This window comes from Variovorax sp. Varisp41 (genome assembly GCF_047325085.1).
Classification (GTDB): domain Bacteria; phylum Pseudomonadota; class Gammaproteobacteria; order Burkholderiales; family Burkholderiaceae_C; genus Variovorax.
In genome coordinates this window covers 855,390-876,703 of record NZ_CP168541.1, presented here as the reverse complement: position 1 = coordinate 876,703, position 21,314 = coordinate 855,390, and the positions used below count along the sequence as shown (strand labels likewise).

Sequence of the window (21,314 nt, the reverse complement as noted above, 5' to 3'; positions counted from 1 at the left end):
AGCGCCATGGACCTGATCAACAACCTCTCCATCGGCTTCGCGGCGGCCTTCACGCTGCAGAACCTGGTCTACGCCTTCATCGGCTGCCTGCTCGGCACGCTGATCGGCGTGCTGCCCGGCATCGGCCCCGTCGCGACCATCGCGATGCTGCTGCCCGCGACCTACGCGCTGCCGCCCGTGGCCGCGCTCATCATGCTGGCGGGCATCTACTACGGGTCGCAGTACGGCGGCTCGACCACCGCGATCCTCGTGAACCTGCCCGGGGAATCCTCCTCGGTCGTGACCGTGATCGACGGTCACCAGATGGCGAGGCAGGGCCGGGGAGGGCCCGCGCTCGCCGCGGCCGGCCTGGGCTCGTTCTTCGCGGGCTGCGTGGGCACGCTGATCCTGGCCGCCTTCGCGCCGCCGTTGACCGAGCTGGCCTTCAAGTTCGGCCCGGCCGAGTACTTCTCGCTGATGGTGCTGGGCCTGATCGGCGCGGTGGTGCTGGCCTCGGGCTCGCTGATCAAGGCCATCTGCATGATCATGCTGGGTTTGCTGCTGGGCCTGGTGGGCACCGACGTGAACTCGGGCGTGGCGCGCTTCAGCTTCGACATTCCCGAGCTCACCGACGGCATCAGCTTCATCGCCATCGCGATGGGCATCTTCGGCTACGGCGAGATCATCGCGAACCTCTCGCAACCCGAGGAGGAGCGCGAGGTCTTCACGGCGAAGCTGCACGGCCTCATGCCCACCAAGGAGGACTTCCGCAACATGATCCCGGCCGTGCTGCGCGGCACGGCGCTCGGCTGCTCGCTGGGCATCCTGCCCGGCGGCGGCTCGCTGCTGTCGGCCTTCGCTTCCTACACGCTCGAGAAGAAGCTCAGCCTCAAGCCAGGCGAGATTCCCTTCGGCAAGGGCAATATCCGCGGCGTGGCCGGCCCCGAGTCGGCCAACAATGCCGGTGCCCAGACCTCGTTCATTCCGCTCCTGACGCTTGGCATTCCGGGCAACCCGGTGATGGCGCTGATGGTGGGCGCGATGACGATCCACAACATCCAGCCGGGCCCACAGGTCATGACCAGCAACCCCGAACTGTTCTGGGGGCTGATCGCCTCGATGTGGATCGGCAACCTGATGCTGATCGTGTTGAACCTGCCGATGATCGGCATCTGGATCAAGCTGCTGTCGATCCCCTACCGCTGGCTGTTCCCGGCCATCGTGCTGTTCTGCGCGATCGGCGTGTACTCGACCAACAACAACACCTTCGACGTCTGGATGGTGGGCTTCTTCGGCATCGTCGGCTACGCCTTCCTGAAGCTGGGCTGCGAGCCCGCGCCGCTGCTGCTGGGCCTGATCCTCGGGCCGATGATGGAAGAGAACCTGCGGCGCGCGCTGCTGCTGTCGCGTGGCGACTGGAGCGTGTTCGCGACGCGGCCGATCTCGGCCGGGCTGCTGATCGGCGCGGCGCTGCTGCTGGTGATCGTGCTGTCGCCGGCGGTGCGCTCGAAGCGCGAGGAGGCGTTCGTCGAGGAGGGGTGAGTCCGCCGGGCGCCTGGCGTCAGCGCGGCGCCGGCACATAGAACGAAGCGCTGGCCTGCACCAGCAGCTTCTCGCCGCAGACCACGTCGCATTCGCCGAAGCGAACCCGTCCATGCCCCTTCACGAGCCGCACATGCGCTTCGATCCAGTCGCCGACCTGCGCCCCCGCGATGTAGTTCAGCGTCAGGTTGACGGTCAGAGTGGTGTCGACCGACGAGCCGGCGCCCGTGCGCGCGAGGTTGGCGCCGATGGCCGTGTCCGCCAGCGTGGCCAGCAGGCCGCCGTGCACCACGCCATAGCGGTTCGCATGCTGCGCGCCCGCCCGCAACGCCAGCACGAACTCGCGCGACTCCTTGCGATGCGGCCGCATGTAGAGCGGGCCCACGTGCACGAGAAATCCCTCGTCGAGGTCGGAGGGTAAGAAGCCTTGGGGAACCGTTGAGTCGATGCGCATGGCGCGATGGTGCGATCGACCGTGCCGCCGGCGACTCAGGGTTTCTGACATGTTCACATAGTGAACGATGCACCGCTTTTCCGCCGGTGAAGCCTGGCCGGATGTCCACACTCTGCACGCGATCAACACAAAGCGGAGACAAGCATGAGTGGACTTTCAAGGCAATCGACGGGCCGTCGCCAATGGCTGATGGCGATGGCACTGGGCCTCGGCCTGGCCGGAACCGCCGTGGCTCAGACCACGGTCAAACTGGGTTGCGTACTACCGCTCAGCGGTGGGTCGGCCGCCGTTGGAAACCAGACGCGCGCCGGCGTCATCGCGGCCGTGGAGCAGGTCAACGCGGCCGGTGGCATCAAGTCGCTGGGCGGCGCCAAGCTGCAGGCCCTCTTCGGCGACTCGCAATCCAAGGCCGACGTGGGGGTCTCGGAAACCGAGCGGCTGATCCAGCGCGAGAACGTCGCGGTGCTGTGCGGCGCGTTCAACAGCGCCGTCACCTTCCCCGCCACCGAACTGGCCGAGCGCAACAAGACCCCCTGGGTTGCCGTGGGCGCGGTCAAGGACGAGATCACCGAGCGCAATTTCAAGTACGTGTTCCGCATCAACAACAAGGCCACCTACGATGCGCGGGAGCAGCTCGAGGCCATGGCGCTCCTCGCGAAGGAGACCGGCAAGTCGGTCAAGCGCGTGGCGCTGTTCTATGAAGGCGGCGACTGGGGCCGCTCGCACGTCGCCAACGTGCGCAAGATGGCGGCCTCGTACGGGCTGGAGATCGTGCTCGACGAGCCCGCGCCGCCGAACCAGGTCGACTTCACCTCGCAGCTGCTGAAGATCCGCGCCGCCAAGCCCGACGCACTGATCCTCGCGCTGTACACGCCCGACCAGTTGCTCTTCACGCGGCAGCTGGCCGAACAGCGGCTGGACCTTCCGTTCGGCGTGCATTCGGCGGGGGGCGGCACCGAGGACCCGAGCTTCTACGCGACGGTCGCACCGAAGTCGGTGGCCTACTACTTCGTGCAGGAGGACTGGCAGGTCGACGCGCTCGAAGTGAACAAGGATCCGTTGCTGCACGCGGCGGACAAGCGCACGCGCGAACTGCTCGGCTATGGCATGAGCGCCTACGTCTCGCAGGGCCTGTCGGCGGTCTACGTGATCGCCGATGCACTCGAGCGCGGCAAGAGCGCCGAGCGCCAGGCGCTGCGGGATGCGCTGTCCGCGACGGACATCAGCGCCGGGCCCGCGCTGTTCCCCGGCTACCAGCGCATCAAGTTCGACGAGCAGGGCCAGAACACCTTCGCCCACGGCGTCATCTCCGAGAACATCGACGGCAAGCGCCGCACGGTGTGGCCGCTGGCCAACCGGGCGGCGGGCACCAAGCCCGTCTGGCCCGTTCCGGGCTGGGCGCAGCGCGCGAACAACTGAGCCCCTCGTTCTCCTGCACGCCTCCCTGGCGCGAGACAGGGCGGGGAGCGCGTGCGCGGAGAAGTTCGTCCGACATCTCCTGAGGTCTACCCATGGACTGGTTTGTACTTGGCTATGCCGCCATCAACGGCATCCTGGTCGGCGCGATGCTGGGCGGCATCGCCCTCGGCCTGAGCCTGATCTTCGGCGTCATGCGCATCGTCAACTTCGCGCACGGCTCGTTCCTGATGCTGGCGATGTACACGGCCTTCTGGCTGCAGCAGCGCCTGGGGCTCGATCCCTACCTGAGCATCGCCGTGGCGGCACCGGCCATGTTCGCGCTGGGTTATGCGGTGCAGGCGCTGGTGATCGCCCCGCTGGTGCGGCGCGAGCGTGCCCTGGTGGTCGAGCCCATCAGCGCGCTGCTGCTGACCGCCGGCGTCTACATCCTGATCGACAACCTGGCGCTGATGGCCTTCGGCCCCAACGTCCGCTCGGCCAGCTCCGGCATCGCCGTGCAGACGATCATGCTCGGCGAGTTCCCGATCAACACGCTGCGCCTGGTGTCCGCCGCCGTGCCGCTGTTGATGGCGCTGGGCCTGTCGTTGTGGCTGGGCCGCACCGACCTGGGACGGGCGGTGCGCGCCACGGCCTCGAACCGCGACGCGGCCGCCATGTCGGGCATCGACGTGGCCCGCATCTACAACCTGACCTTCGGCCTCGGCTGCGCCACCGTAGCCGTGATGGGCTGCCTGATCGCGCCCTTCATCCCGGTGACGCCGCAGGTCGGACTGGCCTTCGGCATCAAGAGCTTCATCGTCGTGGTGCTGGGCGGCATCGGCAGCATCGCCGGTTCGCTGGTCGGCGGTGTCGTGATCGGCCTCTTCGAATCGGTGGCCTCGCAGTTCGTCGCCACGCCCACGGCCGCGATCTTCTCGCTGGGCCTGTTCATCGTGATCCTGCTGCTGCGGCCGCAGGGGCTGATGGGCAAGAAGGGAGGCGTCTGATGTCCGCCATTCCCTCCGCGCTGGCAGGTTCGGTTCGACCGGCCGCGGCCCGCGGCGTCCATGTCGCCAGGATCGCCCTGGCGGGGTTGCTGCTCGCCGGATTCGCGCTGCCGCTGGCCGTGCACGACGAGTTCTTCCTGCACAGCGCCATCATGGTGCTGTACTTCGCCTACCTGGCCAGTGCCTGGAACCTGATGTGCGGCTACGTGGGACAGATCTCGTTCGGCCACTCCGTGTTCAGCGGCGTGGGCGGCTATTGCTCGGTGCTGCTGCTCACCGGCCTCGGCCTCTCGCCGTGGATCGGCATGCTGGTCGGCGGTGCGCTGGCGGCGCTGCTGGCCGTGGTCATCGGCTACCCGACGATGCGCCTGCGCGGGCCGTACTTCGCGCTGACCACCATCGCCGTGGCCGAGATCGTGCGCATCTGGGTCGAGAACACCGACCTGGTGATGGGCATCTCGCTCAAGGGTGCCGAAGGCCTGCGCGTTCCGCTGGTCGGCACCGACTGGCGCCTGTTCCAGTTCGAGAGCAAGGTGCCGTACTACTACATCATCCTCGTGCTGGTGGTGGTGATCACGGCCATGACGTGGCTGATGGAACGCAGCCGGCTCGGCGTGTGCCTGAAGGCCATCCGCGGTGATCGCGATGCCGCCGAATCGCTGGGCATCAATCCCACCCGCTACACGCTGAGCGCGTATGCACTGAGCGCGTTCATGACGGCACTCGGCGGCAGCTTCTACGCGCAGTTCATCCGCTTCATCAACCCGGAGCGCAACATGGGCACCGAGCTGTCCATCGACATGGCGCTGATGGCCATCATCGGCGGCCAGGGCACGGTGTTCGGTCCGCTGGTGGGCGCCGCGTTCCTGGCGCCGCTCGCCGAGGTGACGCGCGGCTACCTGGGCGGCCAGTTCATCGGGCTGCACCTCGTGATCTACGGGCTGGTCCTGATCCTGGCCGTGCTGTACCTGCCCAAGGGCCTGTGGGATCCGATCAAGCGGCTGGGGACCTGGCTGCTGCGCGGCGGGAGCACGCGATGAGCACGGGTTCCGACATCCTGCTCTCGGTGCGCGGCATTTCCAAGCGCTACGGCGGCGTGCAGGCCGTGAAGGGCCTGTCCTTCCAGTTGCGGCGCGGCGAGATCCTGGGGCTGCTGGGCCCGAACGGCGCAGGCAAGACCACGGCCTTCAACATGATCGCCGGCTTCGTCGGCGTGGACGAGGGCGAGATCGAGCTCGACGGGCGGCGGATCAGCGGCCGCAAGCCCTGGGACGTCTGCGCCGCGGGGCTGGCGCGCACCTTCCAGCTGTCCAAGCCCTTCGGCGGCATGACGGCGCGCGAGAACCTCGTCGTGGGCAGCCTGGTCAAGACGCGCGACCGCGCGCGCAGCCTGAGCAAGGCCGACGAACTGCTGGACTTCCTCGGCATGTCGGCCCTGGCCTCCACGGATGCCGACAACCTCACCGCATTCGAGCGGCGCAAGGTCGAACTGGGCCGTGCGCTATCGACCGAACCCAGCCTGCTGCTGATGGACGAGGTGGTGGCCGGCGCGACACCGCAGGAAGCCATGGTGATGGTGGAGCTGATCAAGAAGGTGCGCGACCGCGGGGTCACGGTTCTGATCATCGAACACGTGATGAAAGTGATCATGGGCCTGTCCGACCGCGTGATCGTGATGAACCTGGGCGAACTGATCGCCGACGGGCTGCCGGCCGACGTGGTGCGCCAGGACGCGGTGCTCAAGGCCTACTTTGGAGAAGACTATGTCGACGCCGGCGCTTGAGATCCGGGGCCTCGTGGCCGGCTATGGCGACGTGTCGGTGCTGCGCGGGCTGGACCTGTCCATCGCCCCGGGCCAGCTCGTCGCGTTGATCGGCGCCAACGGCGCAGGAAAGACCACGCTGCTGCGCACCATCTCCGGCCTGATCAAGCCGCAGGCCGGCGAGATCCGGCTCGAAGGCTCGCCGCTGCAGGGCCTGGCCCCCTACGAAGTGGTCAGGCAGGGCTTCGTGCAGTCGCCCGAAGGCAAGCAGCTGTTCGGCGGCATGTCGATCCGCGAGAACCTGCTGATCGGCGCGCACAACGCACGTGCGCGCGAGGTCCGCGACCAGACCTTGAAGGAAGTCTTCGCGCTGTTCCCGATCCTGGAAGAGCGCCAGAAGCTCGCGGCCAACACGCTGTCGGGCGGCCAGCAGCAGATGGTGGCGGTCGGCCGCGCGCTGATGGCCAAGCCGCGGCTGCTGGCGCTGGACGAACCTTCGCTGGGCCTGGCGCCCATCATGGTCGACCGGCTCTTCGAGTCGATCCGGCGCATTCGCGACCTGGGCGTCACGGTGCTCGTGATCGAGCAGAACGTCTTCAAGGTGCTGCAGATGGCGGACCACGGCCACGTGCTGGAGAACGGCCGCATCGCCCTGTCGGGCAGCGGTCGGGAGCTGCTGGCCGACGGCCACCTGCGCGCCACCTACCTCGGCATTTGAACCACCACGCAAGGAGCACACATTTCATGAACGCGAGACCGAACCCGCCGGACGAGGCGGCCGATGTGCAGAGGCTGCGGGCCAAGGCCCTGGCCCTGCGCCGAAAGATGGTCGTGCAGGCACGCGGCAAGGGCCAGGGCTATCTGGGCCAGGGCCTGGGCATCGCCGACTTCCTGGCCGCGCTCTACTTCCACGAGTTCAGCGCGGACGACCTGGACTTCACGCGCGCCGACCGCAAGCGCTTCTACCTGTCCACCGGCCACTACTCGATCGCGATGTGGGCCGTGCTGGCCGAGGCCGGGCTCATCGACGCGGCCAGCCTGCCCAGCTACGGCGCCGACGGCAGCCCGCTGGAGATGAGCACGATGGAGGGCCATGTGCCCGGCGTGGAGATGACCGGCGGTTCGCTGGGCCACGGCCTGGGCATCGCCACCGGTGCTGCGCTGGGCTACCGGCTGGACGGCCACCAGTCGGCCATCCATGTCGAGCTGTCCGACGGCGAGCTGCAGGAAGGCTCGACCTGGGAAGCAGCCACCGCTGCCGCCAGCTTCGGCCTGGACAGGCTGGTTGCGTGGATCGACTGCAACGGCATCCAGGCCGACGGGCCCATGGTCGTGAACATCGAGCCCGTCGCGGGCCGCTTCGCCGCCTTCGGCTGGGCCGTGCGCGAGATCGACGGCAACGATCTCGCACAGCTGCTGGAAGCCCTGGCCTGGGCGCGCCTGTGCGAGGGCAAACCCAAGGCCGTGGTCATGCGCACCCGCCCCGGCCGCGGCATCCGCCGCATCGAGCAACGCGATCGCGCGCACTTCGTGCGCATCGACGCCGACGAATGGGACGACGTCGCCCGCGAACTGGAGATCGAGAATGCCTGAGACCCTTGTCCCTTCGCGCACGCTCGCGATGAGCGAATCGGAGGCCGTGGTCGGCCGTCCCGCGCAGTTCGCGCCGTTCGCCATCGGAACCCTGAAGGCCGCCGAGCGGCATCCCGAACTCGTGGTGCTGACAGCCGACCTCGGAAAGTACACCGACGTACACGACTTCCGCCACAAGTACCCGCAGCGCTTCTTCAACGTCGGCATGGCCGAACAGGCGCTGGTCATGGCCGCGGCCGGGCTGTCGAAGACCGGCAAGGTCGCCTACTGCACGACCTACGGCACCTTCGCCACGCGGCGCGCCTACGACTTCCTCGCGATCGCCTGCGCGCACAGCGACGAGAACGTGAAGATGTTCGCCGGCAACCCCGGCCTGGCCTCCGGCTATGGCGGCACGCACCAGGCCAACGAGGACCTGGGGTTGATGCGCGCGATCCCGAACATGACGGTGCTCGACCCGTGCGACGCGACCGAGATGGCGCAGATCGCCGAGATGGCCGTGGACATCCCCGGCACCGTCTACAGCCGCCTGCTGCGCGCCAACGTGCCCGTGGTGTTCGATCCCGCGACGCATCGCGTGCGCATCGGCAAGGGCCATGTGGTGGCCGGCGGCAGCGACGTGGGCTTCGTCTCCACCGGATCGATGACCGAGCGCGTCATCGATGCGCAGCGCGAGCTCGCGGCAGGCGGCATCGCCAGTTCGTTGTTCCACACCGCGTCGATCAAGCCCTTCGACGCGGCCGGCCTGGTCGAGTTCGCCGCCTCCGTCAAACGCCTGGTGGTCTGCGAGAACCATGTCGCCAGCGGCGGCCTGGCTTCCCTCGTGATCGACGCGCTGTACGAGGCCGGCCAGCACCGCCCGTTGCTGAAGATCGCGATTCCCGACCAGTTCACCGAATGCGGCTCGCACGCCTATCTGCTGGACAAGTACGGCCTCAGCAAGGCGCGCATCGTCGAACGCGTGACGGCATGGCTGGCATGAGCGCGAACCCGCAGGCGATCCGCGCGTTCGGCGCGGCGCACCGCTACTACCAGGGCCCCGGCGCGCTGGGACTGGTGGGCGATGTGGTGAGCCGCCTGGGCCGCCGGCCCGTGCTGGTGTGCGACGCCATCGTCGCCGGCCTGCTGCGCCCGGCCGTCGATGCGGGTTGCAGCGCGCAAGGCATGGCGGTTCCGTGGCTCGAGGTGCGCGGCGATGTCACGCGCGCCATGGTGCAGGGGCTGGTGCGGCAGGCTCGAGGCACCGACGCGCCGGACGTGGTGCTGGCGGCCGGTGGCGGCAAGGGCGTGGATGCCGGCAAGGCGGTGTCGCGCGAGCTCGGCGCGCGGCTGGTCGTGCTGCCGACCTCGGCCTCCAACGACGGGCCCTGCAGCGAGTCCTTCGTGTACTACGACGATGAGCACCGGATGGAATCGGTCGAGCACCTGCCGCGCAACCCCGATGCGGTGATCGTGGACACCGAGGTGCTGGTGCGCGCGCCGCGTGCATTGCTGGTCTCCGGCATCGGCGACGCGCTGTGCAAGTTGTACGAGGGCGAGCAGGCGCGCCGCGCCCATGGCCTGAACCTGTTCGGCGGGCGCAACACGCTGGCCGCGGCGCAGCTGTCCATCGCCTGCGAACGGGCCATTCGCGAGCACGCCGTGCCGGGGCTGGCCGCACTGCAGGCCGGCTCGCCCGACATGCATTTCGAGCACCTGACGGAAGCGCTGGTGCTGCTGGCGGGGCTCGCGTTCGAGAACAGCGGCCTGTCGATCGCGCATTCGATGACGCGCGGCCTGACGCGCGTGCCGCGGATAGCCGCGACGCTGCATGGCCAGCAGGTCGGCTACGGACTGCTGGTGCAGTTCATGCTCGAGCGCCGCCCGCAGGACTTCATGCAGCAGCAGTTGGACTTCCATCGTGCGGTCGGCCTGGCGACCAGCCTGCAAGGCTTCGACGTCCCCGCCACCGACGACGTGCTGCGGACGATCGCCGACGGCGCGATGACGGCGCCGCACCTGAAGCACTTCGAGCGGCCGCTGAGCGCATCGGACTTCGTGGCCGCCATGCGCGGGCTCGAAGCGCTGGCGGACCGGTCCCCTTCGCAATCCCTGGAGAACGCATGACACACGCGCAAGACGATCGCCTTGCCATCATCACGGGCGGCGGCACCGGCCTGGGCCTGGCCACCGGCCTCGAACTGCGCCGGCGCCACTGGCGCGTGCTGGCGCTCGGCCTGGACACCGAGCCCGGCCTGGAGGGCTCGGGCATCGAGTTCGAGCGCATGGACATCACCGATGCCGAGGCGCTGGGCGCGGTGGCACGGCGCACGCCGCGGCTGCACCTGCTGGCCAATGCGGCCGGCATCATCCTGCACGATGAGCGCGAGCACACGGTGGAGGGCTTCCGGCGCGTGGTCGACGTGAACCTGCACGGCACCCAGCTGGCGTGCACGCTGCTGCGCCCCGCGCTGGCCGCCGCTGGCGGCAGCATCCTGAACTTCGCGTCGATGTGGAGCCGCTTCGGCTCGGGCCGCAATCCGGGCTACTCGGCCAGCAAGGGGGCGGTCGAAGCGCTGACACGCGCGCTGGCGGTCGCCTACGCCGCGCAGGGCGTGCGCGTGAATGCCATCGCGCCCGGCTGGATCGACACACGCATGTCGGTCAATGCCTTCAGCGATCCCGAGCGCGCCGGCCCCATCCTGAAGCGCCTGCCGGCGGGCCATTGGGGCCAGCCGGGCGACATCGGCAAGGCGGCGGCCTTCCTCGCATCGGACGACGCCGGCTACATCACCGGCGTGACGCTGCCGGTCGATGGCGGCTACAGCATTGCGTGAGGTGGACGTGCGACCTGCCGATGAACTGAACCGCTACGGCGAACTGCACGGCCTGACCGTGCCCGCGCTGCTGCGGCGCCGCGCCGCCCAGGCGCCCTTCAAGCTGGCGTTGTCGGCCCACAGCCATCGAGGCCACCGCGACCGGCTGAGCTACGCCCAGCTGGTGATCCGCATGGAAGCGATGGCGCGCGGCCTGTCGTCGCGCGGCCTGAAGGCCGGCGAGCGCGTCGCGCTGTTCGTCTCCAACCAGGCCGTGCGCGAGGCCGTGCTGACGGCCCTGGGCTGCTGGCGGCTCGGCGCCATCGTCTCGCCGCTGAACGTGCGCGCCTCCGACGACGAACTGCGCCACGCATTGGCGCTGGTGGAGCCCGCCTTCGTCGTCTGCATGCGGGCGGAGGCCGCACGCGTGGGTGCGCTGTACCCCGTCGCGCGGGTGCTGCTGCTGGACGGCCCGGCCGCGGCCGCCGACACCTGGCCCGAACCGGAGGCCGAGTTCCATGCCGCGGTCCTGCCCGAGGTGGCGCGCCCCGAGGACCCCAGCGTTCTGTTGTTCACCTCGGGCACCACGGCGCGCTCGAAGGCCGTCACGCACTGCCACCGCAGCCAGCTCTATTGCGGTCATGCGATTGGCGGCGCGGTTGGTCTCACCGACCAGGACACCTACCAGGGCGCCTGGCCGGTCTACACCAGCTCGGTGCTCAACATGGCCTGCATGGCGGCCTGGGTCAGCGGCGCCGGTGCGGTGCTGGAGCCCAGCGTGCTCGACAACGCGGGCCGGTTGCGGCTGATCGAGACCGAGGGCACGACCGTCTACCACGGCGTGACCTCGCCGCTGAACTTCATGATCGACGAGTACCCCAACGCGGCCTACGACCTCTCGCGCGTGCGCCGGCTCGGCTACGGCGGCGCGGCCATGCCGGCCGAGGTCATCGCCAAGTTCCGCCGCCACCTGCCGTGGGTGGACCAGGTCCACATCTGGGGCATGACCGAGACCGGCCCGGCCGGCACGGTGCTCGCGCCGTGGTTCCTGCCGCGCAAGGCGGGCTGCATCGGCGTGGCGCAGCCCGGCTGCGCGGTGCGCGTGATCGGCGAGGACGGCCAACCGGCGGCACCAGGCGAGAGCGGCGAGATCGTGTTCTCCGGTCCTTCGGCCGCGCTGGGCTACTGGCGCAACCCCGAGGCCACGGCCGAGGCCTTCGTCGACGGCTGGGTGCGCACCGGCGACATCGGCCGCATCGACGACGAAGGCCACCTGCACTTCGTCGATCGCAAGAAGGACATCATCAACCGGGGCGGCCTGAAGATCGCCTCGGCCGCGGTCGAGGAGGCGATCTACCGCTTCGCCGGGGTGGCCGAGGCCGCCGTCGTCGCGGTGCCGCACGCGGGCCTGGGCGAGGACATCGCGGCCTGCGTGGTGGCCCGGCCCGGCGTGGCGCTCGACACGGCGGCGCTGCGCGCGCACTGCGCCGGCCTGCTGGCCGATTTCGCCACGCCACGCCAATGGCATGTGCTCGAAGCCCTGCCCAAGAACCCGATGGGAAAGATCCTGAAACGCGAACTGCGCGAGCAACTGCTCGCCGCCACGAAAGCCCATGCCCATGTCGACTGAATACGCGGTTCGAATCCACGCCTACGGCGGGCCCGAAGCGATGGTGTGCGAACCCATCGAGGTGCCGCCGCCGGCACCCGGCGAGGTGCAGATCCGCCAGAGTGCCATCGGCATCAACTACCTCGATACCTACCACCGCCGCGGCGTGTTTCCGCTGCCGGCGCTGCCCGGCGCGCTCGGCGTGGAGGCCGCCGGCAGCGTGGTGACCGTGGGCGAGGGCGTGACCCACCTGGCGCCGGGCATGCGCGTGTCGTACGCATGCCCGCCGGTGGGCAGCTACGCCACGCTGCGCAACCTGCCGGCGCGGCATGTGCTGCGCGTGCCCGATGGCGTGAGCGACGAGCAGGCGGCCGCCGTCACGCTGCAGGGGCTCACCGCCCACATGCTGCTGCGCAAGGTGACGCGGCCGGAGCCCGGCCAGACCGTGCTGGTGCATGCGGCCGCGGGCGGCCTGGGTTCGCTGCTCACGCAGTGGGCAAGCCGGCTGGGCTGCCGCGTGATCGGCGTGGTCGGCTCCACGGCGAAGGCCGAGCAGGCGCGATGCCAGGGTTGCGATGCGGTCATCGTGGGCAGCGAGCAGCCCTTCGTCGAGGCGGTGCGGGCGCTCACCGATGGCGCCGGTGTCGATGCGGTGTTCGAAGGCCTCGGCGGCACGGTCTTTCAAGATTGCCTGCGCGTGGTCAAGCCATTCGGCCAAGTCGTCAACCTCGGCCAGGCGGCCGAGGGCCTGCCCAACGTGGCCCTGGCCGACCTCGGGCCTGCGCGTTCGATCGGCGTGGCCGTGCCGGGCGTGTTCGCCTATGTGCGCACGCATCCCGACCTGCAGGGTGCGGCCGACGAGCTGTTCGGCCTGGTGGCCGACGGCGCCCTGCAGGTGCACATCGGCGGGCGCTTTGCGCTGCGGCAAGCGGCGCAGGCGCACGAGGCGCTGCAGTCGCGCGGCACCACCGGCTCGCTGGTGCTGCTGCCTTGAATCCACTCGCCCCCAACGACCCATGAGCCTGTTCAACACCCCCGAGCTGCGCCGCTTCCGCGCGGAAGTGCGCGACTTCCTGCAGACCCACCTGAGCGAGGACCTGCGCCACGAGACGCGCGGCGGCCTGCACATGGCGCGCGAGGACATGGCGCGCTGGCAGGCCATCCTGCACCGCCGCGGCTGGGGTGCGCCGCACTGGCCGCAAGCGCTGGGCGGCACCGGCTGGACGGCCCTGCAGCGCTACATCTTCGAGGAGGAGAGCGCGTTCGCCGATGCGCCGCTGGGCGACGTGCATGGCCTGTTCCTGGCCGGTCCGATGCTGATCGCCGAAGGCAGCGACGCGCAGAAGGCGCGCTACCTGCCCAGGATCCTTGCCGGCGAGGAGTTCTGGTGCCAGGGCTTCTCCGAACCCAATGCGGGGTCGGACCTGGCCTCGCTCAAGACGCGCGCGCGCTTCGACGGCAGCCACTGGGTCATCGACGGGCAGAAGACCTGGCTGTCGAGCGGCCATCACGCCGACCTGATGTTCTGCCTGGCGCGCACCGAGCCCGAGGCCAAGCCGCAGGCCGGCCTGTCGGTGTTCATCCTCGACATGCGCGATCCCGGCATCACGCTGCAGCCGATCCTCACGATGGACGAGGGCCACAGCGTCAACGCCGTGTTCTTCGACAGCGTGCGCGTGCCGGCCGACGCGATGATCGGCGCCCCCAACAAGGGCTGGGGCTACGCCAAGGACCTGCTGGCGCGGGAACGTGTGAACAACGCCCAGGCGCCGCGCACCAAGCGCGACATCGTCGAGCTCGACCGGCTGGCGCGCGAGTGCCGCGGCGCCGACGGCAGGCCCCTCATCGAGCAGGCCGGCGTGCGGCGCAGGCTGGCCGTGCTGACGGCGGATTTCGTCGCGCTGGAGTCGGCCGCGCTCTCGGTCATCGCCGAGCAGATGCGCGGCATCGAGCCGGGGCCCGCCGCGTCCACGCTGAAGATCCGCGGCTCCGAGCTGCAGCAGCGCGTGAGCGAAACCGCGATGGCGCTGCTGGGCGACGCCGGCCTGGTGCTGGGCGCCGACTACGGCAGCGGACTGCTGCATCCCTCGGGCCGGGGCTGGGCCGAGCGCCATTTCTTCCGCCGCGTGGTGACCATCTACGCGGGTGCGAACGAGATCCAGAAAACCATCATCGCCAAGTCCATCCTGGACATGTGAGGGAGCCGCACCATGGAACGCGAAGAACTCGATCTGCTGCTGGACGGGGCCAGGCGCTGGTTCGCCGAGCATGCACCGCTGTCCGAGCGCGTGGCCCGGTTCCGCCAGGGCCACCTTGCGCCGACAGGCTCCTGGGCCGCGCTGGCCGGCCTCGGCTGGCTCGCGCTGCCGCTGCCCGAGGAGGCCGACGGCTTCGGCGCACCGGCCAGCGCCTGCTTCGAGCTGCTGCGCCTGGCCGGCCGCGACGCGCGGCCCGAAGCGCTGGACCTGCATCTGCTGCTGGCCCCGCTGCTCGTGCGGCTGGCCCCTGAACTGGCGGCGTCGCTGAGCGCCGGAACGCTGCGCCTGGCCATGGCCGACCTGCAGCCCGAGGCCGAAGGGCCGCGCCGGGATGCGGAGCAACTGAGCGGTCGCACCGGCGCGCTGCTGGGCGCCGAGCACGCCACCCACGCGCTGCTGCCGCTCGCCTCCGGCGGCCTGGCGCTGCTGGAGCTGGCGGCCGCCGGTGTTTCGCGCGAACCGGCACGCTGGGTGGACGGGCGCGCCACGGCGCGGCTTCAACTCGACCGGACCACGGTGCGCCATTGGCCCGGCCTGGCCGAACAGGCTGTCGACCGGGCCGCGGCCGCGCTGGTGGCCGATGCCACCGGCGTGTTCGAGGCCGCGTTCGAACTCACGCTCGACTACCTCAAGCAGCGCATGCAGTTCGGCAAGCCGCTGTCGGCCAACCAGGCACTGCAGCACCGCATGGCCGAGATCTTCTGCGACCTCCAGCAGGCGCTGGCGCTGACCGAGCGCCTCGCTCAGGAGATCGATGCCGAGGCAGCTGGCCCCTGGCCCACGCTGCCGGTGGCCAAGAGCTTCGTCGGCCGGCGCGTGCTGCGCGGCGTGGGCGCGCTGATCCAGGTCACGGGGGGCATCGCCGTGACCGAGGAATACCGGCTCACGCACTGGTACCGCCGCCTGCACGTGAATGCCCGGTGCTTCGGTGCCGCCGAGGCGCAGCTGAACCGCATCGAGGTGCGCCGGCAATTGCTGGCGGCCTGACTCCCCTTCCTTCTTTCCAACCTCTTTTTCCACAGGAGACTTCCCCATGTCCAATTCCGCCCTGCAGGTCGAGATCGCCGACCGCGTCGCCCGCGTCACCATCAACCGTCCGAATGCGCTGAACTCGGTCAACGCCGAACTCCACACCGCGCTGTCGCGCGTGTTCATCGACCTGGGCGAGCGCCGCGACATCGGCGTGATCGTGCTGACGGGTGCCGGCAAGGCTTTCTGCGCCGGCGGCGACATCGAATGGATGAAGGAGGCGGTGCGCGAGCCCGAGGGCTTCGAGATCGTGACCTGGGAGGCCAAGCGCATCGTCTATTCGATGCTGGACTGCGAGATCCCCATCATCGGCCGCATCAACGGCGACGCCGTGGGCCTGGGCGCCACCCTGGCGCTGCTGTGCGACATCACGGTGATGGCGGACCATGCGCGCATCGGCGATCCGCACGTGCGCGTGGGCTTGAACGCAGCCGATGGCGGAGGCTTCCTGTGGCCGCAGATGATCGGCTTCGGCAAGGCGCGCGAACTGCTGCTGACCGGCGACCTGCTGAGCGCGGCCGAGGCGAAGCAGTTGGGCGCGGTCGGCAACGTGAGCACGGCCGACGAACTGGACGCCAAGGTCGAGGCCCTGGTGAGCAAGCTCAAGAACGGTGCCACCAAGGCCATCCGCTGGACCAAGGCCGGCTACACCATTCCGCTGCGCCAGCTGGCGCACGGCCACATGGACGCGGGCACGGCCTACGAGTGCCTGACCAACCTGACGCAGGACCACCACGAGGCGGTCGAGGCGTTCGCATCGAAGCGCAAGCCGGTGTTCAGCGGTCGTTGAAGGTACGCGCGCAGATGAGCGAGATACAGGATTTCGAGGGCCGCCTGGCCCTGGTCACCGGCGGTGCCAGCGGCATCGGCCTGGCCTGCTGCGAGCTGCTGGTCGCGCGCGGCGCCACGCTGGTGCTGGCCGACATCGACGAGGCGCGCACGCACGAGGCGGCGCGGCGCCTCGGCGCCCAGGCCCTGGTGCTCGACGTGTCCGACCACGCGGCCGTGCAGGCGGCGCAGGCACGGCTGCAGGCGCGGGGCCTGCACGTCGACCTGCTGGTGAACTGTGCCGGCATCGTGCAATCGCCCGACACGCCGGCCGACCTGCCGCATGCGGAATTCCAGCGCGTGCTCGCGATCGACTTCGAGGGCACCTATTCGTGCTGCGCGGTGTTCGGCAGCGCGATGGCACGGGCCGGGCGCGGCGCCATCGTCAACATCGCCTCGGTGGCGGGCATGCGCTCCATGCCGCTGCATGCCTATTCGCCCGCGAAGGCCGCGGTCATCTCGCTGGGCGAATGCCTTGCGGCCGAGTGGGGCCGCTCGGGCGTGCGCGTGAACACCGTGTCGCCGGGCTATACCGTCACGGCCGCGCTGCAGAGCCAGATCGACCTGGGGCTGCGCGATCCCGAGAAGCTCAAGGCGCACAGCGCGCTGGGCCGGCTGATCGCACCGCGGGACATCGCGCGGGTCGTGGTGTTCCTGCTGTCCGAAGAGGCCGGTGTGCTGACGGGCATCAACGTGCCGGCCGACGCGGGCTGGCTGGTCGCGGGCTCGTGGCAGACCTTCGGCGGGGTTCGCGCGCCCCAGCCGCGCTGATCGATTGCAAGACAAGGAGACAAGCATGAAAGATTTCGACGCTTCTGCGCACCTGAGCCGCCGCGCGCTGCTGACGCTGGCCGCGGGCGCGGCGCTGTCCACGCGGACGCTGGCGCAGCCATACCCCAGCCAGCCGCCGCGCTGGATCGTTCCCTATCCGGCCGGTGGCGGCACCGACGTGGTGGCGCGCATGCTGGGCGATTCCATGGGGCGCGCGCTGGGCCAGACCCTGGTCATCGACAACAAGCCCGGCGGCGGCACCATGATCGCGGGCGATCTGCTGGCTCGCGCCAAGCCCGACGGCCTGACGGTCGGCACGGTCGACACCTCGACGGTGGCCCTGGCCCAGCACCTGTACAAGCGCGTGCCCTACCAGCCCGAGAAGGACTTCAGCTACATCGGCGGCACCACGCGATTTCCCTTCGTGATGGTGGTGCGGCCCACGCTGAAGGCCCACACGCTGGCCGAGCTGATCGCGCTGGCGCGCACCGAGCCCGGCGGATTGAAGTACGCCACGCCGGGAGCGGGCGGACCCAACCACCTGGGCATGGAGCTGTTCCAGCGCAAGGCGGGCATCGCGCTGCTGCACGTGCCCTACAAGGGCGACGCACCGGCGCTGCAGGACCTGCTGGGCGGTCAGATCGACATGTACCTGGTCAACACGGCCGCCAGCCTGCCCTACATCAAGAGCGGCAAGCTGCGGCCGATCGCGCTGTCCATGGCGCGGCGCAGCGCGGCGCTGCCCGAGGTGCCGACCTTCGCCGAGGCCGGGCTGGCCGACTTCGAGTCGTATTCGTGGCAAGGCCTGGCGGCGCCCGCGGGCACGCCCGAGCCCATCGTGGCGCGCTTGAATGCCGAGCTCAACAAGGCGCTCGCCTCCGACGACATCCGCAAGCGCCTGGCCGACCTGGGCATCGAGCCGTCGCCGACCACGCCCGCCGAGTTCACCGCCTTCGTCAAGGCGCAGAGCGCGCTGTGGGGCGAGGTGATCCGCGCGGCCAACATCAAGCTCGAGCAATGAGCGGGCGAGAACATGCCTATCCGGAACTGCAAGGCCGGGTGGTCCTGATCACCGGCGGCGCCAGCGGCCTGGGCCAGGCCTCGGCCCGCGGCTTCGCGGCCGCGGGCGCGCGGGTGGCGGTGGCCGATCTGCGGCGGGATGCCGCGCTGGACGAGGCCGCGCAGCTGGGCCCCGACCATCTGGGCCTGGCCGGCGACGTGGCGGACGAAGGCGACGTGCGGCGCATGGTCGATGCCGCGGTGGCGCGCTGGGGGCGGCTCGATGTGCTGGTCAACTGCGCCGGCATTCCCGACACCTTCCAGCCCACCGTGGAGCAGGACGTGGCCGCTTTCCGTCGGCTGGTCGACATCCACCTGTGCGGCACCTACCTGATGTGCAAGGCGGCCGCGCCGCACATGCTGGCGCAAGGCCGCGGTGCGATCGTCAACCTCAGTTCGATCGCCGGCGTGCTCGGGCTCGCGCGTCGCAATGCCTACAGCGCGGCCAAGGCCGGCATCGGCATGATGACGCGCACGCTGGGTTGCGAGTGGGCGGCGCAGGGCGTGCGCGTGAACGCGGTGGCGCCGGGCTACATGCTGACGCCCTTCTCGCAGCGCCTGATCGACGAGGGCAAGCTCGATGCGCAGCGCGTGCGGCGCCGCACCCCGGCGGGTCGGCTCGGCACGGCGCAGCACATTGCCGACGCGGTGTTGTTCCTCGCCTCGGACCGCGCCGAGTTCATCACCGGCGTGACCCTGCCGGTCGATGGCGGCTACATGGCCTGGGGCGCCGCGAGCGACGCCTACGACGGCCCCCTGGATTGAACGGAGGCGACACATGATCTACGAAGAACGCAACTACAGTTTCGCGCCGGCCAACTTTCGGCCGTTCCTCACGCTTTTCGAGGCTGAGGGCCTGCCGCTGGTGCGCGGTCACCTGGGTCACCTGGTGGCCTACTTCACGGCCGAGACCGGGCAATTGAACACGGCGGTGCACATCTGGGGCTTCGAGGACCTGGTGGACAGGGACCGGCGCCGGACCGCGCTGTGGAACGATCCGCAGTGGATCGCGTTCTCGGCCAAGGTGCTGCCGTGGATCGTCGGCATGGAGAATCGCCTGCTCAAGCCGACCGGTTTCTCGCCGCTGCACTGAGCCGGCGCGGCGCCAATCGGCCAAGGAGGTGCGTGTGGGTTCGGAATTGTCGGCGGAAGAGAAACGCGGCGGCGAAGCGCTGGCGGAAACCGCGGGGGAAGGGCCCGGCGAGGGGCCGGCGCGCGGCACGCAGAGCGTGCGCCGCGCGCTGCAGTTGCTGCGGCGCGTGGCCAAGTGCAACGACCACGGCATCAAGCTGGCGCAGCTGGTGCGGGACTCGGGCCTGGACCGGGCCACGGCATACCGCCTGCTCTGCTGCCTGGTCGACGAACAGTTCGTCGACCGCGATGCCGAGCATCTGTACCGGCTGGGGCCCCAGGCGGTGCTGCTCGGCTCGCTGCTGCCCCAGCCCACGCCGCTGCTGCGCCGCTTCGTGCCGACCATGAAGCGCATCGGGCGCATCGGCGGCGACACGGTGTTCCTGATGATGCGCCAGGGCGACCTGGTGTATTGCGCGCATCGCGAGGAAGGCAGTTCGCCGATCAAGATCCTGACGACCAACATCGGCCAGCGCCGCCTGATCGGCACCGGCACCGGCGGCCGCGCGGTGCTCGGCTTGATGGACCCCGCGGAGATCGCCGCCATTCATGCGCGCAATGCCGCGCAGTATGCGGAGAACGGCCTGGCGGTGGAGCAGTTGCTGCAGACCGGCGTGGCGGCGCGCGAGCAGGGCTGCATGGTGACCTTCGATGCCTTCGGCGAGGTCGGTGTGGCCGGCTTCGGCATCGCGTTCCGCATGGGCGAGCACGCCATGGGCGCGCTCAGCATCGCGACGCTGACGGCGCGCTTCGGCTACGAGCGCCAGCACCGGCTGCGCCAGTTGATGGAGACCGAACTGCGCGCGCTCGGGCTGCAACCCGCGCAGTGAATCCGGTTCAGGCCGTGCCGCGCAGCGGCCGGTAGAACGCCCGGATCTCCTGGGCCAGCAGCTCGGGCTGCTCCATGGCCGCGAAATGGCCGCCGCTCGGCAGCGCGCTCCAGCGCCGGATGTCGGTGAAAGTGCGCTCGGCCAGTTCGCGCGGCGGATGCAGGATTTCGGCGGGGAACTCGGCATAGCCCATGGGCACGTCCACGGTGGCGCCCTCGGGGATCGGCCACTGCGCGGCATGCTGGCGCGCGTAGTAGGGCCAGAACGAGGAGCCGATGGCGCCGGTGAACCAGTACAGCGACACGTTGGCCAGGATCTCGTCCAGGCTGAACACCGATTCGATGTCGCCGCCGCAGTCGGACCAGGCGCGCATCTTCTCGGCGATCCACGCCGCCAGGCCGATCGGCGAATCGCTGAGACCGAAGGCCAGCGTGTGGGGTCGCGTGCCCTGGATCGCGCTGTAGCCGGTCTCTTCGCGCAGCCAGTGCTGCAGTTCCTCGCGGTAGCGTTGCGCTGCCGGGCTGGAACCCAAACGCGCCGGATCGCGCGCTATCGGCAACAGGTTCAGGTGCACGCCGATGGTCTTGCGTGGGTGCACCAGCCCGAGCCGCGCGGAAATGGAGGCACCCCAGTCGCCACCTTGGGTGGCGAAACGCTCGTAGCCCAGCACGTCGGTCATCAGCGCGGCGAACGCATCGGCGATCTGCTCCACCGAGAATCCCGGCTGGCCGGGGTGGAACGACAGGCCATAGCCCGGCAGACTGGGCGCCACCACCGTGAAGGCATCGGCGGGATCGGCACCGAAGCGCGCCGGGTCGGTCAGCCGCGGGATCAACTCGGCGAACTCGAACACCGAGCCAGGCCAGCCGTGCGAAAGCAGCAGCGGCATGGGCGCCGGGCCCTGGCCCGCCACGTGGATGTAGTGCAGCTGGATTCCGTGCAGCGGCGTCGTGTATTGCGCAAACGCGTTGAGCCGCTGCTCCTGCGCGCGCCAGTCGAAACGATGGCGCCAGTGCGTGGCGAGCCGCTGCATCCAGGTCAGGTCGGCCCCGTACGCCCAAGGCGGGCCCGCGGGCTGGTCTGGCCAGCGGGTCATGTCCAGCCGCGCATGCAAGTCGGCGATCGCAGCATCCGCGATTCGAAGCCTGAAAGGTTGGGGCGTCATGCGGAGCAATCTAGCGCAGGGCCGGCGAGGCGTGGACTCGGCAAACCCCGAGTTCGCATCGTGAGCAACTCGAAGGCTTCCTCATGCACGATGGCTGGCGAGGC

General features: G+C 69.8%; 22 protein-coding genes. 20 read left to right on the top strand and 2 right to left on the bottom strand.

Annotated features, from left to right (window positions below; genetic code table 11):
* Positions 1 to 6: 6 nt before the first annotated feature.
* Positions 7 to 1,521, top strand: a complete 1,515-nt coding sequence (locus ACEN9J_RS35295) for a tripartite tricarboxylate transporter permease (RefSeq protein WP_261206032.1) — start codon at positions 7 to 9, stop codon at positions 1,519 to 1,521.
* Positions 1,522 to 1,540: 19 nt separating this feature from the next.
* Here ACEN9J_RS35295 and ACEN9J_RS35290 read toward each other — a convergent pair whose 3' ends face one another.
* The gene (locus ACEN9J_RS35290; protein WP_296726504.1) at positions 1,541 to 1,975 is read right to left on the bottom strand and encodes a PaaI family thioesterase; all 435 of its coding nucleotides are present in this window, start codon (positions 1,973 to 1,975) and stop codon (positions 1,541 to 1,543) included.
* Between the two features lie 144 nt (positions 1,976 to 2,119).
* Between ACEN9J_RS35290 and ACEN9J_RS35285 the strand changes: the two genes are divergently transcribed.
* From ACEN9J_RS35285 to ACEN9J_RS35195, 19 genes are all read left to right on the top strand, one after another.
* A complete protein-coding gene (locus tag ACEN9J_RS35285) occupies positions 2,120 to 3,394 on the top strand; it encodes an ABC transporter substrate-binding protein (protein ID WP_208510692.1) in 1,275 nt (424 codons plus the stop codon).
* A gap of 92 nt (positions 3,395 to 3,486) precedes the next feature.
* On the top strand, positions 3,487 to 4,380 hold the full coding sequence (locus ACEN9J_RS35280; protein ID WP_057593520.1) for a branched-chain amino acid ABC transporter permease: 894 nt from the start codon (positions 3,487 to 3,489) through the stop codon (positions 4,378 to 4,380).
* The gene (locus ACEN9J_RS35275; RefSeq protein ID WP_296726515.1) at positions 4,380 to 5,420 is read left to right on the top strand and encodes a branched-chain amino acid ABC transporter permease; all 1,041 of its coding nucleotides are present in this window, start codon (positions 4,380 to 4,382) and stop codon (positions 5,418 to 5,420) included. The genes ACEN9J_RS35280 and ACEN9J_RS35275 overlap by 1 nt, the downstream gene beginning before the upstream one ends.
* Positions 5,417 to 6,163 (top strand): ABC transporter ATP-binding protein, encoded by a 747-nt coding sequence (locus ACEN9J_RS35270; RefSeq protein WP_413765666.1) that lies wholly within the window; start codon positions 5,417 to 5,419, stop codon positions 6,161 to 6,163. Before ACEN9J_RS35275 ends, ACEN9J_RS35270 begins: the two co-directional genes overlap by 4 nt.
* Complete coding sequence (locus ACEN9J_RS35265; protein ID WP_057593522.1) at positions 6,144 to 6,860, top strand: ABC transporter ATP-binding protein; 717 nt, start codon at positions 6,144 to 6,146, stop codon at positions 6,858 to 6,860. The genes ACEN9J_RS35270 and ACEN9J_RS35265 overlap by 20 nt, the downstream gene beginning before the upstream one ends.
* Before the next feature lie 26 nt (positions 6,861 to 6,886).
* Positions 6,887 to 7,735 carry a transketolase gene (locus tag ACEN9J_RS35260; protein ID WP_057593523.1) on the top strand — a complete coding sequence of 283 codons (849 nt, stop codon included), beginning with the start codon at positions 6,887 to 6,889 and terminating at the stop codon, positions 7,733 to 7,735.
* Complete coding sequence (locus ACEN9J_RS35255; protein WP_413765665.1) at positions 7,728 to 8,717, top strand: transketolase family protein; 990 nt, start codon at positions 7,728 to 7,730, stop codon at positions 8,715 to 8,717. The genes ACEN9J_RS35260 and ACEN9J_RS35255 overlap by 8 nt, the downstream gene beginning before the upstream one ends.
* Positions 8,714 to 9,841, top strand: coding sequence for a glycerol dehydrogenase (locus tag ACEN9J_RS35250; protein ID WP_413765664.1), 1,128 nt, complete (start codon positions 8,714 to 8,716; stop codon positions 9,839 to 9,841). The genes ACEN9J_RS35255 and ACEN9J_RS35250 overlap by 4 nt, the downstream gene beginning before the upstream one ends.
* A complete protein-coding gene (locus tag ACEN9J_RS35245) occupies positions 9,838 to 10,551 on the top strand; it encodes an SDR family NAD(P)-dependent oxidoreductase (RefSeq protein WP_057593525.1) in 714 nt (237 codons plus the stop codon). Before ACEN9J_RS35250 ends, ACEN9J_RS35245 begins: the two co-directional genes overlap by 4 nt.
* A 1-nt stretch (position 10,552) precedes the next feature.
* Entirely contained in the window at positions 10,553 to 12,160 is a 1,608-nt protein-coding gene (locus ACEN9J_RS35240) for a class I adenylate-forming enzyme family protein (protein ID WP_413765663.1), read from the top strand.
* Positions 12,150 to 13,133 (top strand): quinone oxidoreductase family protein, encoded by a 984-nt coding sequence (locus tag ACEN9J_RS35235; protein WP_413765662.1) that lies wholly within the window; start codon positions 12,150 to 12,152, stop codon positions 13,131 to 13,133. The genes ACEN9J_RS35240 and ACEN9J_RS35235 overlap by 11 nt, the downstream gene beginning before the upstream one ends.
* A gap of 22 nt (positions 13,134 to 13,155) precedes the next feature.
* A complete protein-coding gene (locus ACEN9J_RS35230) occupies positions 13,156 to 14,337 on the top strand; it encodes an acyl-CoA dehydrogenase family protein (protein ID WP_413765661.1) in 1,182 nt (393 codons plus the stop codon).
* 12 nt (positions 14,338 to 14,349) lie between these two features.
* Positions 14,350 to 15,384: an acyl-CoA dehydrogenase family protein gene (locus ACEN9J_RS35225; RefSeq protein ID WP_413765660.1), complete on the top strand. Its 1,035-nt coding sequence runs from the start codon at positions 14,350 to 14,352 to the stop codon at positions 15,382 to 15,384.
* A 46-nt stretch (positions 15,385 to 15,430) separates the two neighbouring features.
* Positions 15,431 to 16,216 carry an enoyl-CoA hydratase/isomerase family protein gene (locus tag ACEN9J_RS35220; protein WP_057593530.1) on the top strand — a complete coding sequence of 262 codons (786 nt, stop codon included), beginning with the start codon at positions 15,431 to 15,433 and terminating at the stop codon, positions 16,214 to 16,216.
* Between the two features lie 14 nt (positions 16,217 to 16,230).
* On the top strand, positions 16,231 to 17,025 hold the full coding sequence (locus ACEN9J_RS35215) for an SDR family NAD(P)-dependent oxidoreductase (protein WP_413765659.1): 795 nt from the start codon (positions 16,231 to 16,233) through the stop codon (positions 17,023 to 17,025).
* A gap of 25 nt (positions 17,026 to 17,050) precedes the next feature.
* On the top strand, positions 17,051 to 18,046 hold the full coding sequence (locus ACEN9J_RS35210; protein WP_296726563.1) for a Bug family tripartite tricarboxylate transporter substrate binding protein: 996 nt from the start codon (positions 17,051 to 17,053) through the stop codon (positions 18,044 to 18,046).
* The gene (locus tag ACEN9J_RS35205) at positions 18,043 to 18,849 is read left to right on the top strand and encodes an SDR family NAD(P)-dependent oxidoreductase (protein WP_057593532.1); all 807 of its coding nucleotides are present in this window, start codon (positions 18,043 to 18,045) and stop codon (positions 18,847 to 18,849) included. The genes ACEN9J_RS35210 and ACEN9J_RS35205 overlap by 4 nt, the downstream gene beginning before the upstream one ends.
* Positions 18,850 to 18,862: 13 nt before the next feature.
* A complete protein-coding gene (locus ACEN9J_RS35200; RefSeq protein ID WP_413765658.1) occupies positions 18,863 to 19,177 on the top strand; it encodes an NIPSNAP family protein in 315 nt (104 codons plus the stop codon).
* Between the two features lie 34 nt (positions 19,178 to 19,211).
* Positions 19,212 to 20,045 (top strand): IclR family transcriptional regulator, encoded by an 834-nt coding sequence (locus tag ACEN9J_RS35195; RefSeq protein ID WP_172705230.1) that lies wholly within the window; start codon positions 19,212 to 19,214, stop codon positions 20,043 to 20,045.
* A 7-nt stretch (positions 20,046 to 20,052) separates the two neighbouring features.
* On the opposite strand, the gene ACEN9J_RS35190 is transcribed toward ACEN9J_RS35195, so the two are convergent.
* Positions 20,053 to 21,210 carry an epoxide hydrolase family protein gene (locus ACEN9J_RS35190; protein ID WP_413765657.1) on the bottom strand — a complete coding sequence of 386 codons (1,158 nt, stop codon included), beginning with the start codon at positions 21,208 to 21,210 and terminating at the stop codon, positions 20,053 to 20,055.
* Between the last annotated feature and the right edge of the window lie 104 nt (positions 21,211 to 21,314).